This window comes from Coprococcus intestinalis (assembly GCF_023656595.1).
Lineage (GTDB): Bacteria > Bacillota > Clostridia > Lachnospirales > Lachnospiraceae > Coprococcus_A > Coprococcus_A intestinihominis.
The window spans coordinates 1-19,579 of sequence record NZ_JAMOKJ010000009.1; the positions used below are offsets into that span (position 1 = coordinate 1).

General features: G+C 39.7%; 20 protein-coding genes and 2 pseudogenes. 1 reads left to right on the plus strand and 21 read right to left on the minus strand.

What is annotated here, in order from left to right; translation table 11 throughout:
• The 8 genes from NBH03_RS07915 to NBH03_RS07950 form a co-directional block, all read right to left on the minus strand.
• The coding region (locus NBH03_RS07915) for a transposase (protein ID WP_250799126.1) at positions 1-130 on the minus strand (130 nt) is incomplete at its 3' end.
• 237 nt (positions 131-367) lie between these two features.
• A complete protein-coding gene (locus NBH03_RS07920) occupies positions 368-1,210 on the minus strand; it encodes a sugar phosphate nucleotidyltransferase (RefSeq protein WP_250798878.1) in 843 nt (280 codons plus the stop codon).
• Positions 1,191-2,234 carry an LCP family protein gene (locus NBH03_RS07925; RefSeq protein WP_250798882.1) on the minus strand — a complete coding sequence of 348 codons (1,044 nt, stop codon included), beginning with the start codon at positions 2,232-2,234 and terminating at the stop codon, positions 1,191-1,193. The genes NBH03_RS07920 and NBH03_RS07925 overlap by 20 nt, the downstream gene beginning before the upstream one ends.
• A 6-nt stretch (positions 2,235-2,240) precedes the next feature.
• Positions 2,241-2,996: a hypothetical protein gene (locus tag NBH03_RS07930; protein ID WP_250798886.1), complete on the minus strand. Its 756-nt coding sequence runs from the start codon at positions 2,994-2,996 to the stop codon at positions 2,241-2,243.
• Between the two features lie 26 nt (positions 2,997-3,022).
• Positions 3,023-3,790 (minus strand): class B sortase, encoded by a 768-nt coding sequence (locus tag NBH03_RS07935; protein WP_250798888.1) that lies wholly within the window; start codon positions 3,788-3,790, stop codon positions 3,023-3,025.
• A complete protein-coding gene (locus NBH03_RS07940; RefSeq protein ID WP_250798889.1) occupies positions 3,783-4,490 on the minus strand; it encodes a CpsB/CapC family capsule biosynthesis tyrosine phosphatase in 708 nt (235 codons plus the stop codon). The genes NBH03_RS07935 and NBH03_RS07940 overlap by 8 nt, the downstream gene beginning before the upstream one ends.
• A gap of 5 nt (positions 4,491-4,495) precedes the next feature.
• Positions 4,496-5,278, minus strand: a complete 783-nt coding sequence (locus NBH03_RS07945; RefSeq protein ID WP_250798893.1) for a CpsD/CapB family tyrosine-protein kinase — start codon at positions 5,276-5,278, stop codon at positions 4,496-4,498.
• Complete coding sequence (locus tag NBH03_RS07950; protein WP_221717890.1) at positions 5,271-6,035, minus strand: YveK family protein; 765 nt, start codon at positions 6,033-6,035, stop codon at positions 5,271-5,273. Before NBH03_RS07950 ends, NBH03_RS07945 begins: the two co-directional genes overlap by 8 nt.
• A 335-nt stretch (positions 6,036-6,370) precedes the next feature.
• Between NBH03_RS07950 and NBH03_RS07955 the strand changes: the two genes are divergently transcribed.
• A complete protein-coding gene (locus NBH03_RS07955; RefSeq protein ID WP_250798897.1) occupies positions 6,371-7,171 on the plus strand; it encodes an SDR family oxidoreductase in 801 nt (266 codons plus the stop codon).
• 176 nt (positions 7,172-7,347) lie between these two features.
• On the opposite strand, the gene NBH03_RS07960 is transcribed toward NBH03_RS07955, so the two are convergent.
• From NBH03_RS07960 to NBH03_RS08015, 13 genes and pseudogenes are all read right to left on the minus strand, one after another.
• On the minus strand, positions 7,348-7,980 hold the full coding sequence (locus tag NBH03_RS07960) for a VanZ family protein (RefSeq protein ID WP_331476091.1): 633 nt from the start codon (positions 7,978-7,980) through the stop codon (positions 7,348-7,350).
• A gap of 3 nt (positions 7,981-7,983) precedes the next feature.
• Positions 7,984-8,886 (minus strand): sugar phosphate nucleotidyltransferase, encoded by a 903-nt coding sequence (locus tag NBH03_RS07965; protein ID WP_250798898.1) that lies wholly within the window; start codon positions 8,884-8,886, stop codon positions 7,984-7,986.
• A 225-nt stretch (positions 8,887-9,111) separates the two neighbouring features.
• A complete protein-coding gene (locus NBH03_RS07970) occupies positions 9,112-10,113 on the minus strand; it encodes an alpha/beta hydrolase (protein WP_250798899.1) in 1,002 nt (333 codons plus the stop codon).
• A 5-nt stretch (positions 10,114-10,118) separates the two neighbouring features.
• On the minus strand, positions 10,119-10,610 hold the full coding sequence (locus NBH03_RS07975) for a VanZ family protein (protein ID WP_250798902.1): 492 nt from the start codon (positions 10,608-10,610) through the stop codon (positions 10,119-10,121).
• A gap of 6 nt (positions 10,611-10,616) precedes the next feature.
• The gene (locus tag NBH03_RS07980; protein WP_250798904.1) at positions 10,617-11,519 is read right to left on the minus strand and encodes a sugar phosphate nucleotidyltransferase; all 903 of its coding nucleotides are present in this window, start codon (positions 11,517-11,519) and stop codon (positions 10,617-10,619) included.
• Between the two features lie 48 nt (positions 11,520-11,567).
• A pseudogene (locus tag NBH03_RS16205) lies at positions 11,568-12,089 on the minus strand (VanZ family protein); the annotation flags it as partial.
• Between the two features lie 217 nt (positions 12,090-12,306).
• Positions 12,307-13,116, minus strand: a complete 810-nt coding sequence (locus tag NBH03_RS07985) for an acyltransferase family protein (protein ID WP_250798908.1) — start codon at positions 13,114-13,116, stop codon at positions 12,307-12,309.
• Positions 13,117-13,132: 16 nt separating this feature from the next.
• On the minus strand, positions 13,133-14,575 hold the full coding sequence (locus tag NBH03_RS07990; protein ID WP_250798909.1) for an oligosaccharide flippase family protein: 1,443 nt from the start codon (positions 14,573-14,575) through the stop codon (positions 13,133-13,135).
• 68 nt (positions 14,576-14,643) lie between these two features.
• A pseudogene (locus NBH03_RS07995) lies at positions 14,644-15,462 on the minus strand (glycosyltransferase family 32 protein); the annotation flags it as partial.
• Positions 15,463-15,513: 51 nt separating this feature from the next.
• Positions 15,514-16,494 (minus strand): DUF6625 family protein, encoded by a 981-nt coding sequence (locus tag NBH03_RS08000; RefSeq protein WP_250798911.1) that lies wholly within the window; start codon positions 16,492-16,494, stop codon positions 15,514-15,516.
• Positions 16,475-17,197, minus strand: coding sequence for an acyltransferase (locus NBH03_RS08005; RefSeq protein ID WP_250798912.1), 723 nt, complete (start codon positions 17,195-17,197; stop codon positions 16,475-16,477). The genes NBH03_RS08000 and NBH03_RS08005 overlap by 20 nt, the downstream gene beginning before the upstream one ends.
• A 1-nt stretch (position 17,198) precedes the next feature.
• A complete protein-coding gene (locus NBH03_RS08010) occupies positions 17,199-18,476 on the minus strand; it encodes a hypothetical protein (RefSeq protein WP_250798917.1) in 1,278 nt (425 codons plus the stop codon).
• A gap of 4 nt (positions 18,477-18,480) precedes the next feature.
• Positions 18,481-19,545 (minus strand): glycosyltransferase, encoded by a 1,065-nt coding sequence (locus NBH03_RS08015; protein ID WP_250798922.1) that lies wholly within the window; start codon positions 19,543-19,545, stop codon positions 18,481-18,483.
• Between the last annotated feature and the right edge of the window lie 34 nt (positions 19,546-19,579).

The following is a 19,579-nucleotide window of genomic DNA, read 5'->3' on the forward strand; positions in this document are numbered from 1 at the left end:
TACGTTCCCAGATCTCTTTTGCACGTTCCGAAATCGGATCATCTATTACTTTTCTTCGGTATTTTACAACCATGATCAGATGATAATACATCAAATATACTGAATGTGCATTATGATCCATTTTGTCCATATAATCAGTCCTTTCTATCCTTTCGACTGATTATAGTATACCACACTTTGTATCGTAGAACAAGCGTTCTATTTTCTTTTTTCTGCAATTCATCTCCCACCTGTAGAGGAAGGAGAATTCTTGCTAACTTTTGTTAAACCAAAACTGCTGTAAAATAAAGAAAATAGAAAAACAAAAAACTGTGTGAATCGTCCCATGATTTTATTCTGGAATTTTCACACAGTTCTCATATGCTTTTTATAAATCGGAGAATAATTCTTCTTTGTAAACTCCGTCTGCCAGCATCTGTCTGAAGCTTTCTTTGACAGCTGCCACATCCTCATGATAAGTCATACCGTACCATGTATCGTTGGTACGAAGCACTTTTACAGACATCTGATCTTTTTTCAGTAAATCACCGATGTAAATAGGAATCAGATATTCCGCTTTCAATGGATTCGCAGGAACTTCTTTCTCGAAAAATTCTGCAAAACCTTTTTCAAGTGTTTGCAGGAAATCAGGTGTCAGTCCCCACATGTTCATAGAAACAAGAGAATCCACATCCAGTTTCACGCCATCTGCCTCTGCACCATCTACTGTCTTCACAATATTCTTTGTCTCATCCACTTCAGTCAGATTGTGATCTGCATCCATTCTGCAGATGCCGCGGGTTACACCGCCATTATCTGACAATGTGTTTTTGAGTACAAATCCAGCCATACAGGACTTGCCGCCCACTACCAGATAATTATGAACAGCTTTAAAGCCTTCTTTGCCATAATAATCATCGGCATTGATAACGATAAACGGTGTTGTAATCAGGTCTTTTGCTGCCAGGACAGCCTGACCTGTTCCCCATGGTTTTGTACGGCCTGCCGGAAGTTCACCCGGAATATCATTGATATCCTGGAATGCATAATCTACAGTCACATTGTGTTCCGCACAAATCGCTGAAATTCTGCTGCCGATCACTTCTCTGAATTCTTCTTCAATGTCCTTGCGGATAATAAAAATAACCTTGTTGAAACCGGCTTCAATAGCATCATGGATGGAATAATCCATAATAATATGTCCCTGCTCGTCAATCACTCTGAGTTCCATCTGTCGGTTCATAAAAATGATCAATTACATACTGTCGGAGCTGTGATTCATCCGGATAAAACTCCATAAACTCTTCACCCTTGACATTCTCGCCATCAATAGTATCGATTGTCGGCGCCGGGCACTGACCAAGGAATTCTCCCAACTCCTGAAGCTGTGATGCTGTGCAGTCCGATGTGAGATTGTCATTGATGGACAGGATCAAATCTGCCGCAAAGCCGTCATCACCACTTAATTTATTGATCAGACCTTTATAAAGCTCTCCCATATACTGGCGCTGGCGTTCCATACGATGAAGATTCGTACTGTCGTCCAATCCCCTGCGTGTTCTGACGTAGGTCAGTGCCTGCTTACCCTGCAGGGTCACTTCAGTGCCTTTTACAAGGGCAGGATCCGCGCTGGTCATATCATCCAGCACTGTCACTGTCACACCGCCTACAGCATCATTGATAATCGGTACCGCATCCATGGTTAATGACAGATAATGGTCAATAGAAACGCCGTATAAAAGATTCGATACCGCCTTTACTGTATTGCGGCAGCTGTCCTTGCCGCCAGTGCCGTAAGTATGTGCCAAAGCCAGCTGGCCGGTAAATGTACCGGTGGACTTGCCGTTCACACCATAGCTCTCAATATCTGTCATCGTATCACGGTTCAGCTGCAGAATCTGACTAGACTGATTCGTCTTGTCCAATATCAGCAGCAAAAGAAAGTCTGTCTGCCTTGTGTTAACATAATCTGCATCATCTTCACCGGCTTCAAACTTATCCTCACCCATAATCAACACTGTCTCCAGATTATCCTTCAGACGATACCACTGATTATCATAGTAAATCTTCTCGCCCTCATTGTCAACCTTATTCTGCGTGTTCTCCACAGCCGCCTCACGATGACGGCGGCCGTTATCCCAGATAACGACCGCCGCAATACAAATGATCAGCAGAAGCAGCACGGACACACGCCGGACAACCTTTTTCAATTGATGATATTTCTTTCTGCCTAATCTTCGTTTTAATTTGTTCATTCGAGTTTAGAAACCGGCTTTTCTGTTCTTGCCTGTCATTACGAATGCTGCACAAGCGCCAACAAGGATCATAGCTGCAACAGCTGCTGCAACTGTCATGTTGATATCACTCGTCTGAGGTGAAGCAGGGCCATTTGGATTAATGGCTACTGCTGCGCTGTCTTTGATAAAAGCAACCGGGCAGAACTTATCAAACGTCACATCAACTGTACCATCAGAATTGATATTGATACCCTTCTGGTCTACCATCTCCCACTTTGTGCCATCACAGTTAACCATGGACATAAGAAGTTCACCCTGTTTTGCACCAAGATCGAATTTAATAGTAAGTGTGTTGCCGTCTTCTTCCAGTTTCTTCTGAGCTTCTTCCGGAAGAATAACATCAAAGAGGTCGCTGACAACGAGGTCTTCAACCTTTACATCACTTGTAATACCAGCCAGAGTTGTCTCGACTTCCGGGCAGATATCTTTCAGAGAAGCTGCATTCTTGATTTCATCATTGGCTTTCTTCAGTTCATCTGAAGCCTCAGAAGATGAAATAGGAACAACCTTGATCTGATCCATAGGAATGCCTTCTACTTCGTTGCCGTCTTTATCGTAGATGATCGCACCAACTTCTGTACCATCAGCTGTCTTTGTTGTAACAACCTTTGGGGCCTCCTTCTGTGTTACACTAGGTGTAAAATTATCTGCAAATGCAGGTACCGCACTGACACATACCAGTGCAGCTGTGAGTAATAAAGCACTTAATTTTTTCTTCATTCGAATCTCCTCCATTCATTGCCACATTACTTGTTGTCATTGTTACATTGTGCCGCTACCAGAAATCTTTTCTGATTGTTGCCTTTTAAGCAGGTTGAAAGGATAATGCTATTGGTATCGGCGCCTTTATATGCCTTTTGATCGATACAGGCGCCAAGTGCCCGGGTCGAAAGGATATCTTGGTAAAAAATATTGGCCACACGCTGTTTGCTGAAATCATAATTGTACAGAATGTGTGTCTTGTCAAAAGGAACTGCCGCAAAAACCGTATAGTGAAGTTCCTTATCCGGTAGATAAATAATAATCTCCTGATGTTCTTTCAGAGATTCTGCATCAGAATAAATTGTCTGAAGAGAACCAAACATCTCCCCATTGTCCATATCATGTCCGTAAATCACCGTCATGGGATCTTCCATCGTCGTACTGTTGTAAGAATGCTCTGTAAACAAACAGCCGGCAACAGCATGATTGCCCTTGTAATCCCTTCTCAGATAATATTCATCCTCTGTCGGATGCTGAAGGATGGGATAACTGATATCCGTTCCCGGAATCTCCAACCATGCATAAATATCTTCATTGACCGCTTTCAGGCTGTCAAAATCAATCGGGCTTACGTAGGCCACTGTCTCCGAAACCGTTTCACTCTCAGAGTTCTGAACAGTCTCCGGCTCAGTTTCTGTCTGCCGGTACTGTGACATATCCTCATGATGATGTTCCCAGGGACGCCACAGGGCCATAACCAGAACAACAGCCGCCGCAATAATAATGACGATCAGCCACTTTCTCTTACCCATTATCTATCGCCTCCCCGAAAAAATAATCTTCTGTCTCACTAAGCTTATGCACCGCTTCTCTGCCGCCCTTCTCCTGAAGCACTTTCATGGCTTCTCCAATCCTTGGCGGACGAGATGTGAGATTATGACAGTCACTGCCAAGAAAAAATCCATCCATCTCCCGGACCAGCTTCATCACCTTTCTTCGGGTATTCCATGAGAGAAAGGCTTCCGCATTAAATTGGAAGATCACCCCTTCATCCATCAGACGTTCCAGCAATTTCTTTGAAAAAAGCTTGAAATAGCGATCCACATGAGCCAGAACAACCTGCAGATGGGGGGTCTCATTCAGTCTGAGTACCTCATCAACTGTATGATTCGTCCATTTTACAAAGGGCATCTCTACCAGAAGCAGATCTGTTCCGGTAATCCTGAAATCAAGCACCTCCCTGGTATGAGAAATACCATCAAACCAGGCAAACTCCGCGCCTCTGTGAAGCCGTGGTCTCTCCTGCGGGAGTTCAGCCTGAAGCCTTGCCCAGGCATGCTCTCTTTTCTCAAAAAAATGATCCGGCTGATCCCGCCATGGATAAAAATGAGGCGTAAACACAACCGTCCCGGCTTTCTGCTCCTGCTCCATCAGAAGCAGCTTCAGACTCATCTCTACAGAACGGCTGCCATCATCAATTTCCGGCAAAATATGCGTATGTAAATCTATCAACAGAATCACTCTTTTCCAGCCTTAAGAGCCTTCTTCTTCTTTGGCTGTTTGATGTCTCTCTGCCTGTATTCATAACCATAGCCGTATTCATAATTCTTCTTGTACTTGCCGTAATACTTGCTGTAATACTTTTTGTACTGCTTATCCTGAGAATCAGTCATGGTCATAACAATACCGAGGATATTGGCCTTGACATAACGAAGCTTCGTAATCGTATCATCCAGTGTCGGCTGCAGACAGTAATTCTGACGCACAACCACAATCGTACCATCCAGCTTCTCCGCCATAACAAGGGCATCTGTTACGACACCCACCGGCGGAAAATCAAAAATAACATAATCAAAATAATACGCCCACATCTCCAGATACTTGTCCATATTCTTGGAATTCAAAAGTTCTGAAGGGTTCGGCGGAATATCTCCCGCCAGAATCAGGCTGAAATTGCGGTCTCCCTCCGGTTTGAGAAGAACAGACTCCAAACTGGTCATACCGGCCAGGATATTGGACAATCCCTTGCCATTCTCAATGCCCAGTTTCTGATAGATACTCGGCAGACGCATATCCGCATCCACCAGAAGCACCTTCTCGCCATTCTGGGCAATGGTGTAAGCCAGATTCAGCGCTGTGGTTGATTTGCCCTCACCTCTCATACTGCTGGTGACACCGATCATCTGACACTTCTTGCCTGTCGGCAGGGCAAACATCAGGTTCGTTCGCAACAGCTTATAGGCCTCTGATCCCGCAAAACTCACATCCGGTCCAAAAACAATCTTTCGTTTATTATCCATTGCGCTTACCTGCCTTCTTGCCGTATTCTCCATAATTGCCATATCTTGATCGGGAAGCTCCCTTCTGAGTAAGATCCGGCACAGATGCCAGAATCGGAATATCATAACGCTTCGTCAGCACTTCCGGAGACTTCACGCGCTTATCCATCATCATCATCAGAATAATAATACCACAGCTCAGCACCAGACCAAGGGCCACACCCATAACAAGGAACTTGGCCACGTTCGGTGAATATGGTGCTGTCGGTACAACTGCATACTGTACGATACGCGGTGAACTGCCGTCCACAATATCAGAGATATGATCCGGCAATACTTCAACAATCGTATTGGCCAGCATGCAGGCCTCCTCAGGATCCGCATCTTCCACCACAATAGAGAAAACCTCTGTGCCATCCACAGAAGAGGCAGAAATCATACTCTCCAACTGTTCATAAGTATAGGACACATTCGCTTTCTCAATCACATCTTCTAATGTTGGTCTGGACTTCAAAATAACGATATACGTATCTACCAGACTCTGGGCTGCATTCAGATCCGTCAGGCTGATAGAAGTACTTCCAACCGAAAGATTCGAGTTGTTGACATACACCTTCGCCTCAGAATGATATAGCGGTGTGATTAAAAAATTCGCATAGGAAAAAGCTGCTGCGCCAAACACAATCATACTGAGTACAATCACCCAAAAATGGCGCCAGAGCTCGCCTGCTACTTCCAACAGGTCAATTTCAATTTCATCATTGTTCTCTCGTTCCATAAACATCCTTTCCTCATTTTCATTAGTTCGGCAGATCATATTCCGCCATTAAATCATATTACATTATATTAAAGAAATGGTTAAAAAGCAATACTTTGACATAAAATGACAATATTGGTTCATTTTTCATAAATAAAAGCTTCCGCGAACCATCTGCAGATAATGATATCACGAAACCCTGATGGAGTAAATGCGGAACTGATTTTATCAAGTATGAAAAAAGTAGACATCCAGCCTAGTATACGTTATACTCAATTTAGAACAATACTTCAATAGCTCTTATATAAGATTAATAATTCAATGGCTTTTATATTAAGAAGAGGGGGATGTAAAAAATGGCAGTCAGACATAAAAAAATAGCCGTCGTCACCGGTGGCAGTTCAGGAATCGGCCGATGCACAGCAGCCGCACTGAGAGACAAAGGCTATCTTGTATACGAATTCAGCCGAAGGCACATTCCCATTAGCGGGGTAAAACATTTGTCAATGGACGTGACGGATGAAGAAATGGTCACCTCGGCTATACATCATATTATGAAAGCCGAAGGAAAAATTGATGCCGTCGTTAACTGCGCCGGTTTCGGCATATCCGGTGCTGTTGAATTTACAACGACAGAGCAGGCCAAATCACAGTTTGATGTGAACTTTTTCGGAACAGTGAATGTCAATAAGGCTGTTCTCCCTGTCATGCACCAGCAGGGCAGCGGCCATATTGTCAATATCAGCTCCGTGGCAGCCACAGCCCATATTCCTTTTCAGACCTTCTACTCTGCAAGCAAAGCTGCCGTTTCATCCTATTCTTACGCACTGGCCAATGAAGTCAGACCTTATGGCATCTATGTCACAGCAGTAGAACTTGGCGATATCCGCACCGGCTTCACCAAATCGCGCCAGAAAAACATCCTCGGTGACAAAGACTATGACGGACGAATTTCCAGAAGTGTCAGCCGCATGGAACATGATGAACAAAACGGCATGGCCCCGGAAGATATCGGCAGCTTCATCGCAGATATTGTGATAAAAAAGAAACCCTCCGTCCTTTATGTGGCCGGTACACAATACAAATTTCTGAGCCTTTTGTGCAAAATTCTTCCAACCGCACTCCGGCAGAAGATCGTAGGTATGATCTACGGGTAAAGCTGGGGAACAAGTTTCCAATCATGCGGTAAGACCTGCGATTATCCTATTACTGCAGTAAATAGCAAGTTGATAAACCTGTGAGCATCAGGAATTTATTTTGTATCACACTCCATTTTTTATTTTCGTTACAAACTATACGTCACCTTCAAAAATACCGTGTGAACTCCTGGAATTCAGTTTGTCCACACGGTCAATCCCTGCTTTCTTGCCCTCATCACCGCACAATACATCAATCCGCCTAGCACTCCGCCGACTGTGTTATAGAAGATGTCTGATAGCTGGAACGTTCCCAAACGAAGCAATAACTGCAGCATCTCTATCATTAAAGAAAAGCCGAACGCTATCTTTCCGCTTTGCCACAGTATCTTCTTCCAACCGTTTCCAATCTTCTCTCTGAACGTCCACATCACTACTGCTGAAAACGGCACCATCATGATTACGTTCTCGATGCACTCGGTGGTCAGCTTCTGTTCGCCATTCACTGTCTCCCAGATGCCCCAACCGCCCATAACCTTGGATAACGGATTCATCCACAAATTACGGTTCAATAGTGTTCGGAACAAGATCATCGAAGTCACAAAAGTCAACAGAAACAATTTTCGAAAGAACACGCTCTCTTTGAACTTCTGATACCAAGTCACTATGGCGCTCTTCCATCCTTTGCCTGCTGCGGTAGGCTCATACGCATACAGATAGAAAAACATGGCCAAAAAGGAAAGAAGAAGCGAAAAGCCAAACGGCTCATATAGCGCAGTCAGGATGTTTGTGAGGATCTTCCCGAATAAATCAATAGTTTCTTTCATCATTGTTTAGCGATCACTGAACAGGTCAGCCTTGTACACACCGTTCTCCAGCATCTTTTTAAAGCTATCCTTTACGGCCGCAACATCTTCATGGTAGGTCATGCCATACCAGGTATCATTGGTTTTTAATACCTTAACAGACATCTCACCCTTCTTCAGCAGCTCACCAATATATATCGGAATCAAATACTCTGATTTTAACGGATTATCCGGTACTTCTTTCTCAAAGAACTCTTTGAAGCCTTCCTCCAGTACATCCAGAAACTCCGGTGTCAAGCCCCACATATTCATGGAAACCAGGGAATTCACATCAACAACCACGCCATCTGCTTCTGCTCCAGTTGCAGTCTTTATAATATTCTTGGTTTCCACAACTTCCGTCAGATTATTCTGATCGTCCATCTTGCAGATGCCACGGGTCACACCACCATTATCGGACAGCGTATTTTTCAGAACAAAACCTGCCATACAGGACTTACCGCCATTCACCAGATACTCATGAACAGCCTTAAAGCCCTCCTTACCATAGTAATCATCTGCATTAATCACAATAAACGGGGTATCAATCACATTTTTCGCTGCAAGCACAGCCTGACCGGTTCCCCACGGCTTTGTCCGACCTTCTGGCATAGTTCCCGGAATATCGTTAATATCCTGGAAAGCATAGTCAACAGTTACATTATGAGAGGAGCAAATAGAGTCAATACGATCACCGATAACCTCTTTGAATTCCTTCTCAATATCCTTACGGATGATAAATACTACATGGTTGAAGCCAGCTTCAATCGCATCATGGATTGAGTAGTCCATAATGATATGTCCAGCATCATCCACGGGCTCCAACTGCTTGATTCCTGTTCCGAAGCGGCTACCGATACCAGCAGCCATGATAAGTAATGTTGTATTCATTGTTTTTTCTCCAAGTTTTTTCTATCAAATTGATTTTATCATAGTTTTTATTCTTCACATCTCTGCCGATCATAGATCGTTGCCTACTGCTCACCACGAAGAGGTGTGTGAAGGTTTGAGCAGCCACCGTGTGAGAATTCACACAGTTTTATTTTTCCTAATACAGACACTAATTCGACAGCATTCAACTTTTGGGGCATATTTAGTTCATTTTGCGTTTACAGTTTAGTACTCTTTCTTCAAGGCTCCTGAATGTTCTTCCACAAACTGTGCTATTACGTTCTCATATCCTTCCGGATCTTTTCTATAGTTCTCTACATGATTAGCTCCATGAACTATATAAATTTCTTTACTGCTTTTACAACTATTATAAATTTCTTTTGCCATATATAATGGTGCCAAGTTATCCATATCACCATGAATAATTAAAATCGGAATTTTTGTCTGTGATACCGCCTTACAAGCATCAGCCTCTTTTAAATTAAATCCTCCCCAAAGCTTTATTCCCACATCTGCAAAAATTTTGAATACCTCTACTGGCATTCCTTTAGGCAAATGGCTCTTACAATTTAACTCTAACATTTTTGTTGATGTTGTAAATCCACTATCTTCAATAATTCCACAAACAGAATCTGGAAAATCCAAATTACTACTCATTGTGACCACTGCTCCACCCATTGAAATTCCCATAAGAAATATCGGTGTTTCTCTTCCAAAATGTTTTGCAGCCCAATTAGCCCAATTTACACAATCATAACGTTCCTTCACTCCCAATGTGAAAATATTTCCTTCACTTTCATCATGCGCACGCATACTAACAAGTAAAACATTCCATTTTTCTTTCTGCGCAATTTTATAAATCGGCACACCATCCACGTAACTATGACCTCTAAACCCATGAAAGAAGATTACTAATGGAGCATTCTTCTTTCTCTCATAATAATGACCTTCCAACTTTGTTCCATCAGAAGCCAAGATAACAATTTTTTCATTATTTTTTCGCTTTATTTTATATGCTTCGGTAAGCCACTCATACTGCTCATCATCTGCTGTTCCCAAATCTGGCCATGCTGTTTCTCTTCGTTCACAAATTTTTTGGAACACTAATTGACTTCCTTCCCCCAAAATTATTATCGAAAAAATAAACATTATAATAACTACTGCAACAATCTTTTTCATTTTCACTGATCTCTCAGTTATTGCAAGTTGTTTTACTCTTTGCTTCATAAACATCACTTTCCTTCAATATTTATCATAAATGCTATCTTCCCGCTATACCACAGTATCTTCTTCCAACTGTTTCCTATCTTCTCTCCGAACGTCCACATCACTACTGCTGAAAACGGCACCATCATAATTACGTTCTCGATGCACTCGGTGGTCAGCTTCTGTTCGCCATTCACAGTCTCCCAGATGCCCCAGCCACCCATGACATCGGATAAAGGATTCATCCAAAGATTGCGGTTTAACAGAGTTCGGAACAGAATAAGTGAAGTCACAAAGGCCAGGAAGAACAGTTTCCGAAAGAACACACTCTCCTTGAATTTCTGATACCATATCACTATGGCGTTCTTCCAGCCTTTGCCGGCTTCTTGAGGTTCATAAGCATATAGATAGAAAAACATGACTAGGAAGGAAAGCAGGAGCGAGAATCCAAACGGCTCATAGAGAGCAGTCAGGATGTTTGTGAGGATCTTTCCGAGTAAATCAATCGTTTCTTTCATCGTTGTTTACAGATCACTGAACAAGTCAGCCTTATACACGCCGTTCTCCAGCATCTTCTTGAAACTGTCCTTTACTGCTGCAACGTCCTCATGATAGGTCATTCCGTACCAGGTGTCGTTAGTCCTCAGAACTTTCACAGACATCTTTCCCTGCTCCAGCAGTTCACCAATGAAGATAGGAATCAGATACTCTGCTTTCAGAGGATTGCTGGGTACTTCTTTCTCGAAGAACTCCTTGAAGCCCTCCTCCAGCACATCCAAAAAATCAGGAGCCAATCCCCACATATTCATGGATACCAGAGAATTCACATCAACAGCCACACCGTCTGCTTCTGCTCCGGTTGCAGTCTTGACGATGTTCTTGGTTTCCACAACCTCGGTCAGGTTGTTCTGCTCATCCATCTTGCAGATACCACGAGTCACACCGCCATTATCAGACAGCGTATTCTTCAGCACGAAGCCAGCCATGCAGGACTTTCCGCCGTTCACCAGATACTCATGAACCGCCTTGAAGCCTTCCTTGCCATAATAATCATCTGCATTGATCACAATAAACGGGGTCTTGATGACATCCTTTGCTGCAAGGACTGCCTGACCTGTTCCCCACGGTTTCGTGCGACCTTCCGGCAGAGTTTCCGGAATATCATTGATATCCTGGAAAGCGTAGTCTACAGTTACGTTGTGAGAGGAGCAAATGGAGGCAATGCGATCGCCGATAACCTCTTTGAATTCCTTCTCAATATCCTTACGTATAATAAATACTACATGATTGAAACCAGCTTTAATCGCATCATGGATTGAGTAATCCATGATGATATGACCAGCATCATCCACTGGCTCCAACTGTTTGATTCCTGTTCCAAATCGGCTACCGATTCCAGCGGCCATGATAAGTAATGTTGTGTTCATATTTTTTCTTCCTCTTTTCATTATTTTTTGTTGCATAGCCCAAACAGCTACACCTATAAAACCGCCAAGCGTATTTTGGAAAATATCCGATAACTGAAATGTTCCTACTCTAAAAAAAAGCTGACATATTTCAATTAAACATGAAAAGCCAAAGGAGATCTTTACAATATTAAACAAGATTTCCTTGTCCAAACCATCTTGTTGACAAAATCCTAGCACTCCAAAATAAGCAAGTGGGACAAACAGAAAAACATTAAGCATCCCTTCCGTATTTAGGGTGCCATCTGAAGTGAAAACTCCCCATTCCCCAATTATATTTTCCCACGGACATTGCCATATACTGCGACAAATCAAAGTTCTAGACAGCACCATAAACAGGATGGTAAAGAATGCAAATTTATATCGAGTGATCTTATCCGTTCTAAGCATATGCCACTGATGAATAAGGCACTTTTTTAATCCTTTATGTTCTACTTCGGGCAAGGCGATCATGCATATTACTGCGAAAATCAGCCCGAATCCTAAATATTGATATATACTATAAAAAACGTCATCAGCTACTGCTTGCATCTTTTCCTTTCCCTAATGTAATTGAATAGTATAGCAATTAAAGTCGCACTTCCTGCGCAAATAAAGAAGGATACGAAATTATGGTAATCTTCCTTATACAAAACAAGTGCACACAATGCCACAAAGTACATATGGACAAAATATATTGTTCCACTTAAGTTTCTCAGTTTCTTATAAAAATCTCCATGAAGTTCCATCTTTGGACATTTATATATAATCAGGCAGAATAGCATGAAAAAGATTGGAAGGTCAAGCATCTGGCTGAGGTACTGCCCCCCCCGATAAGGCTTATAGGAATTTTTATTAGATAAGCAAATAGTGCAATCTTTCCCTTGTGAAGAATTTTTGTCAACTCACCTGACTTCTCAATGTCAGCAATATACATACCTAAAGAAACAAATACTAACGATTGAAAGAAACCATTTCTTGTCGTCGCAAAGATTGAGAAATAAATATTAACTGGAAATGCTAATAATGCCGGTAACTTGTCTTGATGCCCCCCAAAAGCGGTAAGAACTATACCAACAAGATATGCCACTGATCCAAAACCTACAATCTTTTCTATTGAAATTCTTTTTGATAAAATATCTATAAGAATCAAGGCGAAGATTAAACCATTGAGATACCATAGCGCCCATGAATAAAAATTATCTCCCACGAGGATATAATTCCGAATACAAAGAGCTGCATATTCTACTGTTTTATTTCCTTCAATAAACCACCCATAAACTGTCAATGGCAAATATACGATAGACCATATGATATAAATATTAAAAATCTTTTTTATGCGGTAGCCAAGTTTTGTATGCAAATCTTTTTCCGGTTGTTTAACAATCAAGAAATATCCAGTACATGCATAAAAGAACGGTACTGCATAGTTTGATATATTATAGTACACAACTTTGTCTAAGAGAACACTAACAGCTTGAAGTGGTCTCGTGTGTATCCCAATTACAAGATATGCACACAAAAATTTTATCAAATCTATCAGTTTGTAATCTTTATTGCGTTGCACTTCATCCATCATCCCGCTTTCTTCATATTTAGGCCTTATGTGAGATTTTCCCTTTCACTTTATTCACAATCTCGAATATCAAGGTATTCTTCATAACTAAGTTTACTGCTGTGTATGCGATAACACCACATAAAATCTCTAATATAAGCCCAATAGTATTTGGCAATTTAAACTGCATAATGATGTAGACACTCAATGTCATCACTGCTGTACTAATAAGCCCCTTCGTCAATGCTTTCATATTAATGGTAAATTTCACTTTTTTCTTCATATAAATGAATTGAACAGCATTTGTAACCAGTTCACTAAATACAGAAGCTATTACAGCACCATTTTGAAGAAGTATAGGAATTAAAGCTGCATTCGTTATGATATTTATCACAGATGCAGATGCTGAAGCAGGCAAAATAATCTTTTCGCTCTTTGTACTATAAACAAGCTGGTAACAGAACAAATCTCCAAAGCCTTTGATCAGAATCAGAGGACACATCAAGCGTATTGTTAAAACAGCGGGTTCAAAAGCCTCGCCGTATAAGAACTCAACTGCTTGCGGAGCAACAAGCGCCATTCCTACTGTCATCGGAAAAGTCATAAAACATAGGACTTGAAAGCCTTTATCTAATAATTTATAAAATCCTTGCCTATCATTGTCATAGTAATAGCTAAGTCTTGGTAACAATGCAGCAGTAATAGCATTCGCCATGGTCAAAACCATTGTAATTGTCTTCTGCGCGTATGTGTAGTACCCAACAGATTCATCCGTCGCCAAGATGTTAAGCATTGTTACATCAATTTTATTGTAAATACTCGATAAGAATATAATACACGCAATCAAAAGAACGGGTTTCATATGGCGTTTTAACTCGATTCTAGAGAAATCAAGTGCGACATATTTTCTTGCGTTCAGAACATTAAAAACATAATTTCCGCCTGTGGCCAAACTAGATATAAGCGCATATATTACATAATCCTCCCTTGTTTTCACAAATAAAAATAATGCCAAAAGAGAGAGGCCTTTAATAAGTAAGCTTCGCCCTGTAATATATCCATATTCTTCCAGCCCCTGATACATCCAGTCAATATTAAGATAATTAAAGGCAATAGAAAGGCCACAGGCTACATAAAGTGCCCATTGTCCACTAAAACCCTCATTAACAACCACTAGACCAATGAATCCAACAACTGCCAAAGTTGTCGATATAATATTCACAAGTAGAAGCTCGGTGAACAATTTGTTTCTTTCATGTTTTTTTTCTCTAACTTTTGCAAACTCTCGTACTCCATAGGATGGCAATCCAAGTGCTGCAAGTGTCACAAAATAGGAAACAATATTCTGTGCAGAAGCCACTTTACCAACGCCGGCCGGCAGAAGAATCCTTGAGACATAAATAGATGTAGCAAAAGGAAACAGGATATTAGCTATCGTATAAATTACGTTATATATTGAATTTTTAGTTAATGATTTTTGCATTATCTTTTACGGACTATTGTCCAAGAACTCCTTCCATTATTTAACATCGAATTTCTACACAGTCAACCTTATTGGGACTTTTTCACTATCTTAGTCATCTTTTTTTCTACTCTATACGGCAAAGAAATAATCTTAGTAACCGTATGAGCAAATCCATATCCAAACCGTTCTGTAAGATTCCATTCTATATTCTGAAGTTTTCTTTCTTTTGCATTAATCCAAGTCATTGAAAATTGATGGATACTTACAGTTTTATTTGTAATTGTTGTTTTCCCTGTTAGTGGTGACTTCGGCGAAAACACTTCTTCTTCATAGACCACAATTCCTGCATCTAAGTGTTGATATGTTCTCCTTGTATCATCTAGTCCATATTCTTTTAGGATTTCCGTTTGATAATGCGGACACGCAATTAAATTCAGAGTTCCATCTTCGTTATAAAAGGAAATCCTATCATATAAATCAAGAATCTTTTTCAAAGCTGGATGGCCTTTCTCTGCACCAAATCCCAATCCAAACGCCACAGAATTCTCATAGCTTCTTCCCAGTTTGTCTAGCAATGGGTCTCTCATTTCCCACCCACAATACATTCTATCATTTAAAAAACTATCAAGCTCCTTTACTAACTCAACATCAGTGTCCATATATATGCCACCGTACTTATACACGACATCAATTCTGGCATAATCAGATACAAAAGCCCATTTTTTTTCTTTATAAGCGGCTTTCATATATTCATTGCTATTCACATCGTAATTATTTTCATTCCACTCTATTATCTTGTAGTCTGGACAATACTTTTTCCATGATTCAATACAACGCTTTGCTTCTTCTGGAAGAGGATTCCCTCCAAACCAGCAATAGTGTATTACTTTAGGTATCATAAATTCATCCTCGTCTTCCTTGTACTCTTAAATAACTAGGTCACAATATATATTTATTCAGATTGTCTTTCTAACGATCTGCTTCCACTTTCTGATTACCCGCTTCTTATAATTATCAATCCAGTACAAATATGGCCATCCGATTGTTAACAAATGTAGTTCGCTACGATTTTTCGGCAACTCTTGCTCAACAAACCTATCTGGTAAGATTTCAAAGCATGCATCTTGTACAGACACTTTAACACGCATTTTACGCATTTGGAGATGAATATAAGCAAATTCTGTCTTCACAAGTTCACTACCATTCCACTCGATTCGCAAAACATTTCCATTATTCCAATAATACCGTGCCTTTTTATACGTTTCATTAACAAAGTCGTGTTTAGAAACATCATAAAATGCTCTAATAAATTTTGCAGAAAAGACAGAAGGATTCATGCTCAAATCCTTTTCATAAATCCTTGCTCCATCTTCACGAAAAATGCTATGCACATTGTCATGACTATTACAGTCTTCATCAAACACAAAAATTTTGTCCGTTGTAAATGCTTCTTTATATAAAACACGTCCTTTATAAGACTTCATAAAGCGACGATTATTTTCATACGTGTTTTTATATATTGTCAAATGTCCCGCAGCGAACAATTTATCATAGTCCTCGTTCAACAATGGCGTAACATTTTTTTCGAGGTTTCCAAAAATCAAATCGCAATCACAGTGGCCCCAGTAATCAAAGTCCTTAATGTATTTCTCAAATAGAAACCCATAGGCAGGTTTGTAATCACATAATTTATATGCTGATTCAAGTACAATCTTAAATCCAAATTTTTCGTTAGCTATCTTACGTATTTCATCAAGTGTAGTTTTAATAACATGAACATTTTCTGGACAGGCATACTTAAACTCATTGTCAGTAAAAATCATCCATGTGTATGTAGGGTTGGCCTCACATGATTTAAGAAAAAGCGGGAAATAATTATTAAATTGTCCAAAGTAGGGTAAAATCAAGACACATCTTTTATTTTTCTTCCTCATCATCAAAACAATACCTCATAAATTCTTCATAATTAGAAAATTCAGGAGCATGTTCTTCCATATACTCAATTGACTGCTTTTCTGTATTGCCTAGCTTAAGCTTATTTGAAAACACATTGTTTATTAAAACGCTACTTTTTGTTTCAAACAGCATAAAGTACTCATGAAAAACCTCTGGATCGGGCCGACGTTTAAAACGCTCATAATACCTCTGAGCTAATTCTTTCGCTTCAGCCTTTTGTTTAGCGTAACGTTTGTCAAAGAATTCATTAATACTCATCAACTTTCTCGCTGGAACGCCCGCATAAACGCTGTCAGACTCGCAATCCTTTGTAACTAGACTCCCTGCTCCAACCACAACGTTATCGCCTATTTTCACATTTCTTTCTATAATTGTATTCATACCAATAAATACATTGTTTCCTATTTCGACTATACCACTAGCTCCAAGGACCCCCCCCCGACAATTTTTAAGAACCGACCATGAATAATCGTGTGTTAAAATTTTTACACCCTCAGTAATCCTTACATGATCACCAATAGTAATCATCCACGGATACTGCTCATCAATTAGCGTCTTTGTCGGGACATATATAATGCAATCGCTTCCAATTTTCATTCCTATCGATCTTAAGTGTTCAATATAAGATGATGATTCTGCCTTATACCCATAAGCGGTCTTTCTCAAAATGCTTTTTATATTCACTTTAGCAATCCTCCTTAATTTCGTTGCTACCATACTGCATTGCTACAAAACCAATTGCCATTCCAAAATAAATTATATAAGCTGTATCCACTCGAATTGCTGAGCTGTGCCACATCAAAAAAATCATAGCCACTGTGAAAATAGCACTTGTTATCATATACGGCCGACTCGCATTAGAATACCTTTTCAATTTTGCCAACAATGTAATAATCAATGTAACAAAGAAAAACACGTACAACCCAAAACCGATAATTCCGCATTCTAGATACGTCCATTGATTTGTAAACCACCGATAATTATAGTCACCATAAGCTCTGTAAAAGTCACTCTGAAAAAACGAAAATGCAGATGTGTCACAATTACCAATACCCAAACCAAACCACTCTTTAATCGGAGTTCTCAGGAATAATTTATTAATTACTTTAAATGATCCGACACGTGGAATTCTATACCCCTCATCAAAAGTCGCAGTTGCATAATCCATAAAATTCTTTTTATTAAAAAGAATATTCAACATATCCGGTGCCAAACGATCAACCAAATTGATAACAACCACAAAGCCCAGTAATAAACCAACTAGAATACCTAACTTTCTAACTGTAAGACCTTTTTCAACATATTGATTAATCAGTGCTGACAAAATAATGCATAACACGGCCAACATTAACATCATCTTTTCCTCAGCCATTGCACCTAGCATAAATGTAGCCGCAATAATAAACGCAAATTTTTTGAATGTAGTTTTTTTAGCAAAATAAAGGCTTGAGTAAAAGCATAAAAGCAACAGGCAGAATGGATTCAAGCCACCACCGCCCCAAAAAATTCCTCCACCAAAATCATCGCTAAAAAGCCCAAGGACAAAATACTTATATATACCAACAAGCGCATTAAGTATTTGTGACGCAAAATAAAATCGAATCACTTTTTCGACATCATCAAGTGTAAAAAAGAGAATTACTCCAAAAAACAATATAAAATAGCGGCAGAGATTTCTTATTCCCCAAAAAATGAGCAACGGTTTTACATAATTTATTCCAGCGCCAACCATTAAAAACAGCAAAAGTGCAATCAAAATATAGAGAAGAGGGGCGCATCGATTTTTAATCTCCTTAATATACTTTGCTTCAAAGTAAAGCAACATCAAATTCAAAACATCACACAAATAGAATGTTGAAAGGCTAATACCAAACAAACTATACGCTACAGAGAACACAATGCATGCGTATAGTATCCAAAATATGCACTTCTTTGGTGTAACTATAAATAATTCTCTTCGCATACTTTTATCTCCCTAAATATTGTTGAGCTCTTATCAACACGATAGTGCTGAAACTCATCTTATGTCTAATACAAAAATGAATCATTCTTCTTGCTCTTGAAAAACTAGCATCTGGTACCATCCATACAATTTTTTGAACCATCTTATTTGTACACATTTGGGAAATCGAACGATGGATTTCTTTAACACCAATTTCTTTTACACAATTGACTTCGCTTTTCATACAAGCAAGCAAGTTATCCAAAAAAGGTCTTTTAATCCTGTATCTCACTTCATCGCTGTAAACATCTGATGCACATAATTCTTCTAAATGCAGTTGAAATGCGACAAGCTTTTCAAAGCGATCTGGCTTATATACATGTGTAAGCGACTGGTCATTTTCGCAATAATAATAATATGCCTTCTGTACAACATTAACACTATGCACATTCGGCATGAGTTTCATTAGCGAATACACATCTTCACTAATATACTCTCGTTCGGAGACAAAATGGAAGTTGCATTCTACCAATAGTTGTCTTCTATATAAGCAACTCCATGCACTCATCAACAAGTCACTGGCTGTTCCTGTTTTAGGATCTGTACAAATTAACTCTGGTAAAAATTTTGATAAAACTTCTTCACCTTCATACTTTTCCAACGGTGTTTTTGGAATAAATGTTTTTGTAATATTCCCCTGTCTATCAACATCATGATGTCCAAATTCAATCAAATCTGGATTATCGGAAATTATGACTGTATATAATTCTTCAAACAGTCTTGTATCAATATAGTCATCACTATCAAAAAAAGCAATATAATCTCCAGTAGCAACATCTAAGCCAGAATTTCTCGCCTCACCCAGACCAGCATTTTTTTTATGTACAACCTTAATACGATCATCAACTTTTTCCCAATTATCACACATTTGTGGGCAATTATCCGGAGAGCCATCATCAACAAGAATAATTTCAAGCTTTTTGTAGGTCTGATTCATGACACTATCAAGGCATCTATTCAGATATTTTTCCACATTATAAATTGGCAGTACAACACTAAATTTAATTTCTTCTTCTGTTTGCTTCATCATATTCTCCTCATAGATGCGCTAAACTGTATTTTTC

Excerpts from the sequence above, each read along its gene's own strand:
- NBH03_RS08015 (WP_250798922.1), bottom strand. The coding sequence starts at position 19,545 with ATGATGAAGCAAACAGAAGAAGAAATTAAATTTAGTGTTGTACTGCCA.
- NBH03_RS07950 (WP_221717890.1), bottom strand. The coding sequence starts at position 6,035 with ATGGAACGAGAGAACAATGATGAAATTGAAATTGACCTGTTGGAAGTA.
- NBH03_RS07980 (WP_250798904.1), bottom strand. The coding sequence starts at position 11,519 with ATGAACACAACATTACTTATCATGGCCGCTGGAATCGGTAGCCGATTT.
- NBH03_RS07935 (WP_250798888.1), bottom strand. The coding sequence starts at position 3,790 with ATGGGTAAGAGAAAGTGGCTGATCGTCATTATTATTGCGGCGGCTGTT.
- NBH03_RS08010 (WP_250798917.1), bottom strand. The coding sequence starts at position 18,476 with ATGCGAAGAGAATTATTTATAGTTACACCAAAGAAGTGCATATTTTGG.
- NBH03_RS07965 (WP_250798898.1), bottom strand. The coding sequence starts at position 8,886 with ATGAATACAACATTACTTATCATGGCTGCTGGTATCGGTAGCCGCTTC.
- NBH03_RS07975 (WP_250798902.1), bottom strand. The coding sequence starts at position 10,610 with ATGAAAGAAACGATTGATTTACTCGGAAAGATCCTCACAAACATCCTG.
- NBH03_RS07985 (WP_250798908.1), bottom strand. The coding sequence starts at position 13,116 with ATGATGGATGAAGTGCAACGCAATAAAGATTACAAACTGATAGATTTG.
- NBH03_RS08000 (WP_250798911.1), bottom strand. The coding sequence starts at position 16,494 with ATGATGAGGAAGAAAAATAAAAGATGTGTCTTGATTTTACCCTACTTT.
- NBH03_RS07945 (WP_250798893.1), bottom strand. The coding sequence starts at position 5,278 with ATGGATAATAAACGAAAGATTGTTTTTGGACCGGATGTGAGTTTTGCG.
- NBH03_RS07990 (WP_250798909.1), bottom strand. The coding sequence starts at position 14,575 with ATGCAAAAATCATTAACTAAAAATTCAATATATAACGTAATTTATACG.
- NBH03_RS07970 (WP_250798899.1), bottom strand. The coding sequence starts at position 10,113 with ATGAAGCAAAGAGTAAAACAACTTGCAATAACTGAGAGATCAGTGAAA.
- NBH03_RS07955 (WP_250798897.1), top strand. The coding sequence starts at position 6,371 with ATGGCAGTCAGACATAAAAAAATAGCCGTCGTCACCGGTGGCAGTTCA.
- NBH03_RS07960 (WP_331476091.1), bottom strand. The coding sequence starts at position 7,980 with ATGATGAAAGAAACTATTGATTTATTCGGGAAGATCCTCACAAACATC.
- NBH03_RS07925 (WP_250798882.1), bottom strand. The coding sequence starts at position 2,234 with ATGAACAAATTAAAACGAAGATTAGGCAGAAAGAAATATCATCAATTG.
- NBH03_RS07930 (WP_250798886.1), bottom strand. The coding sequence starts at position 2,996 with ATGAAGAAAAAATTAAGTGCTTTATTACTCACAGCTGCACTGGTATGT.
- NBH03_RS07920 (WP_250798878.1), bottom strand. The coding sequence starts at position 1,210 with ATGGAACTCAGAGTGATTGACGAGCAGGGACATATTATTATGGATTAT.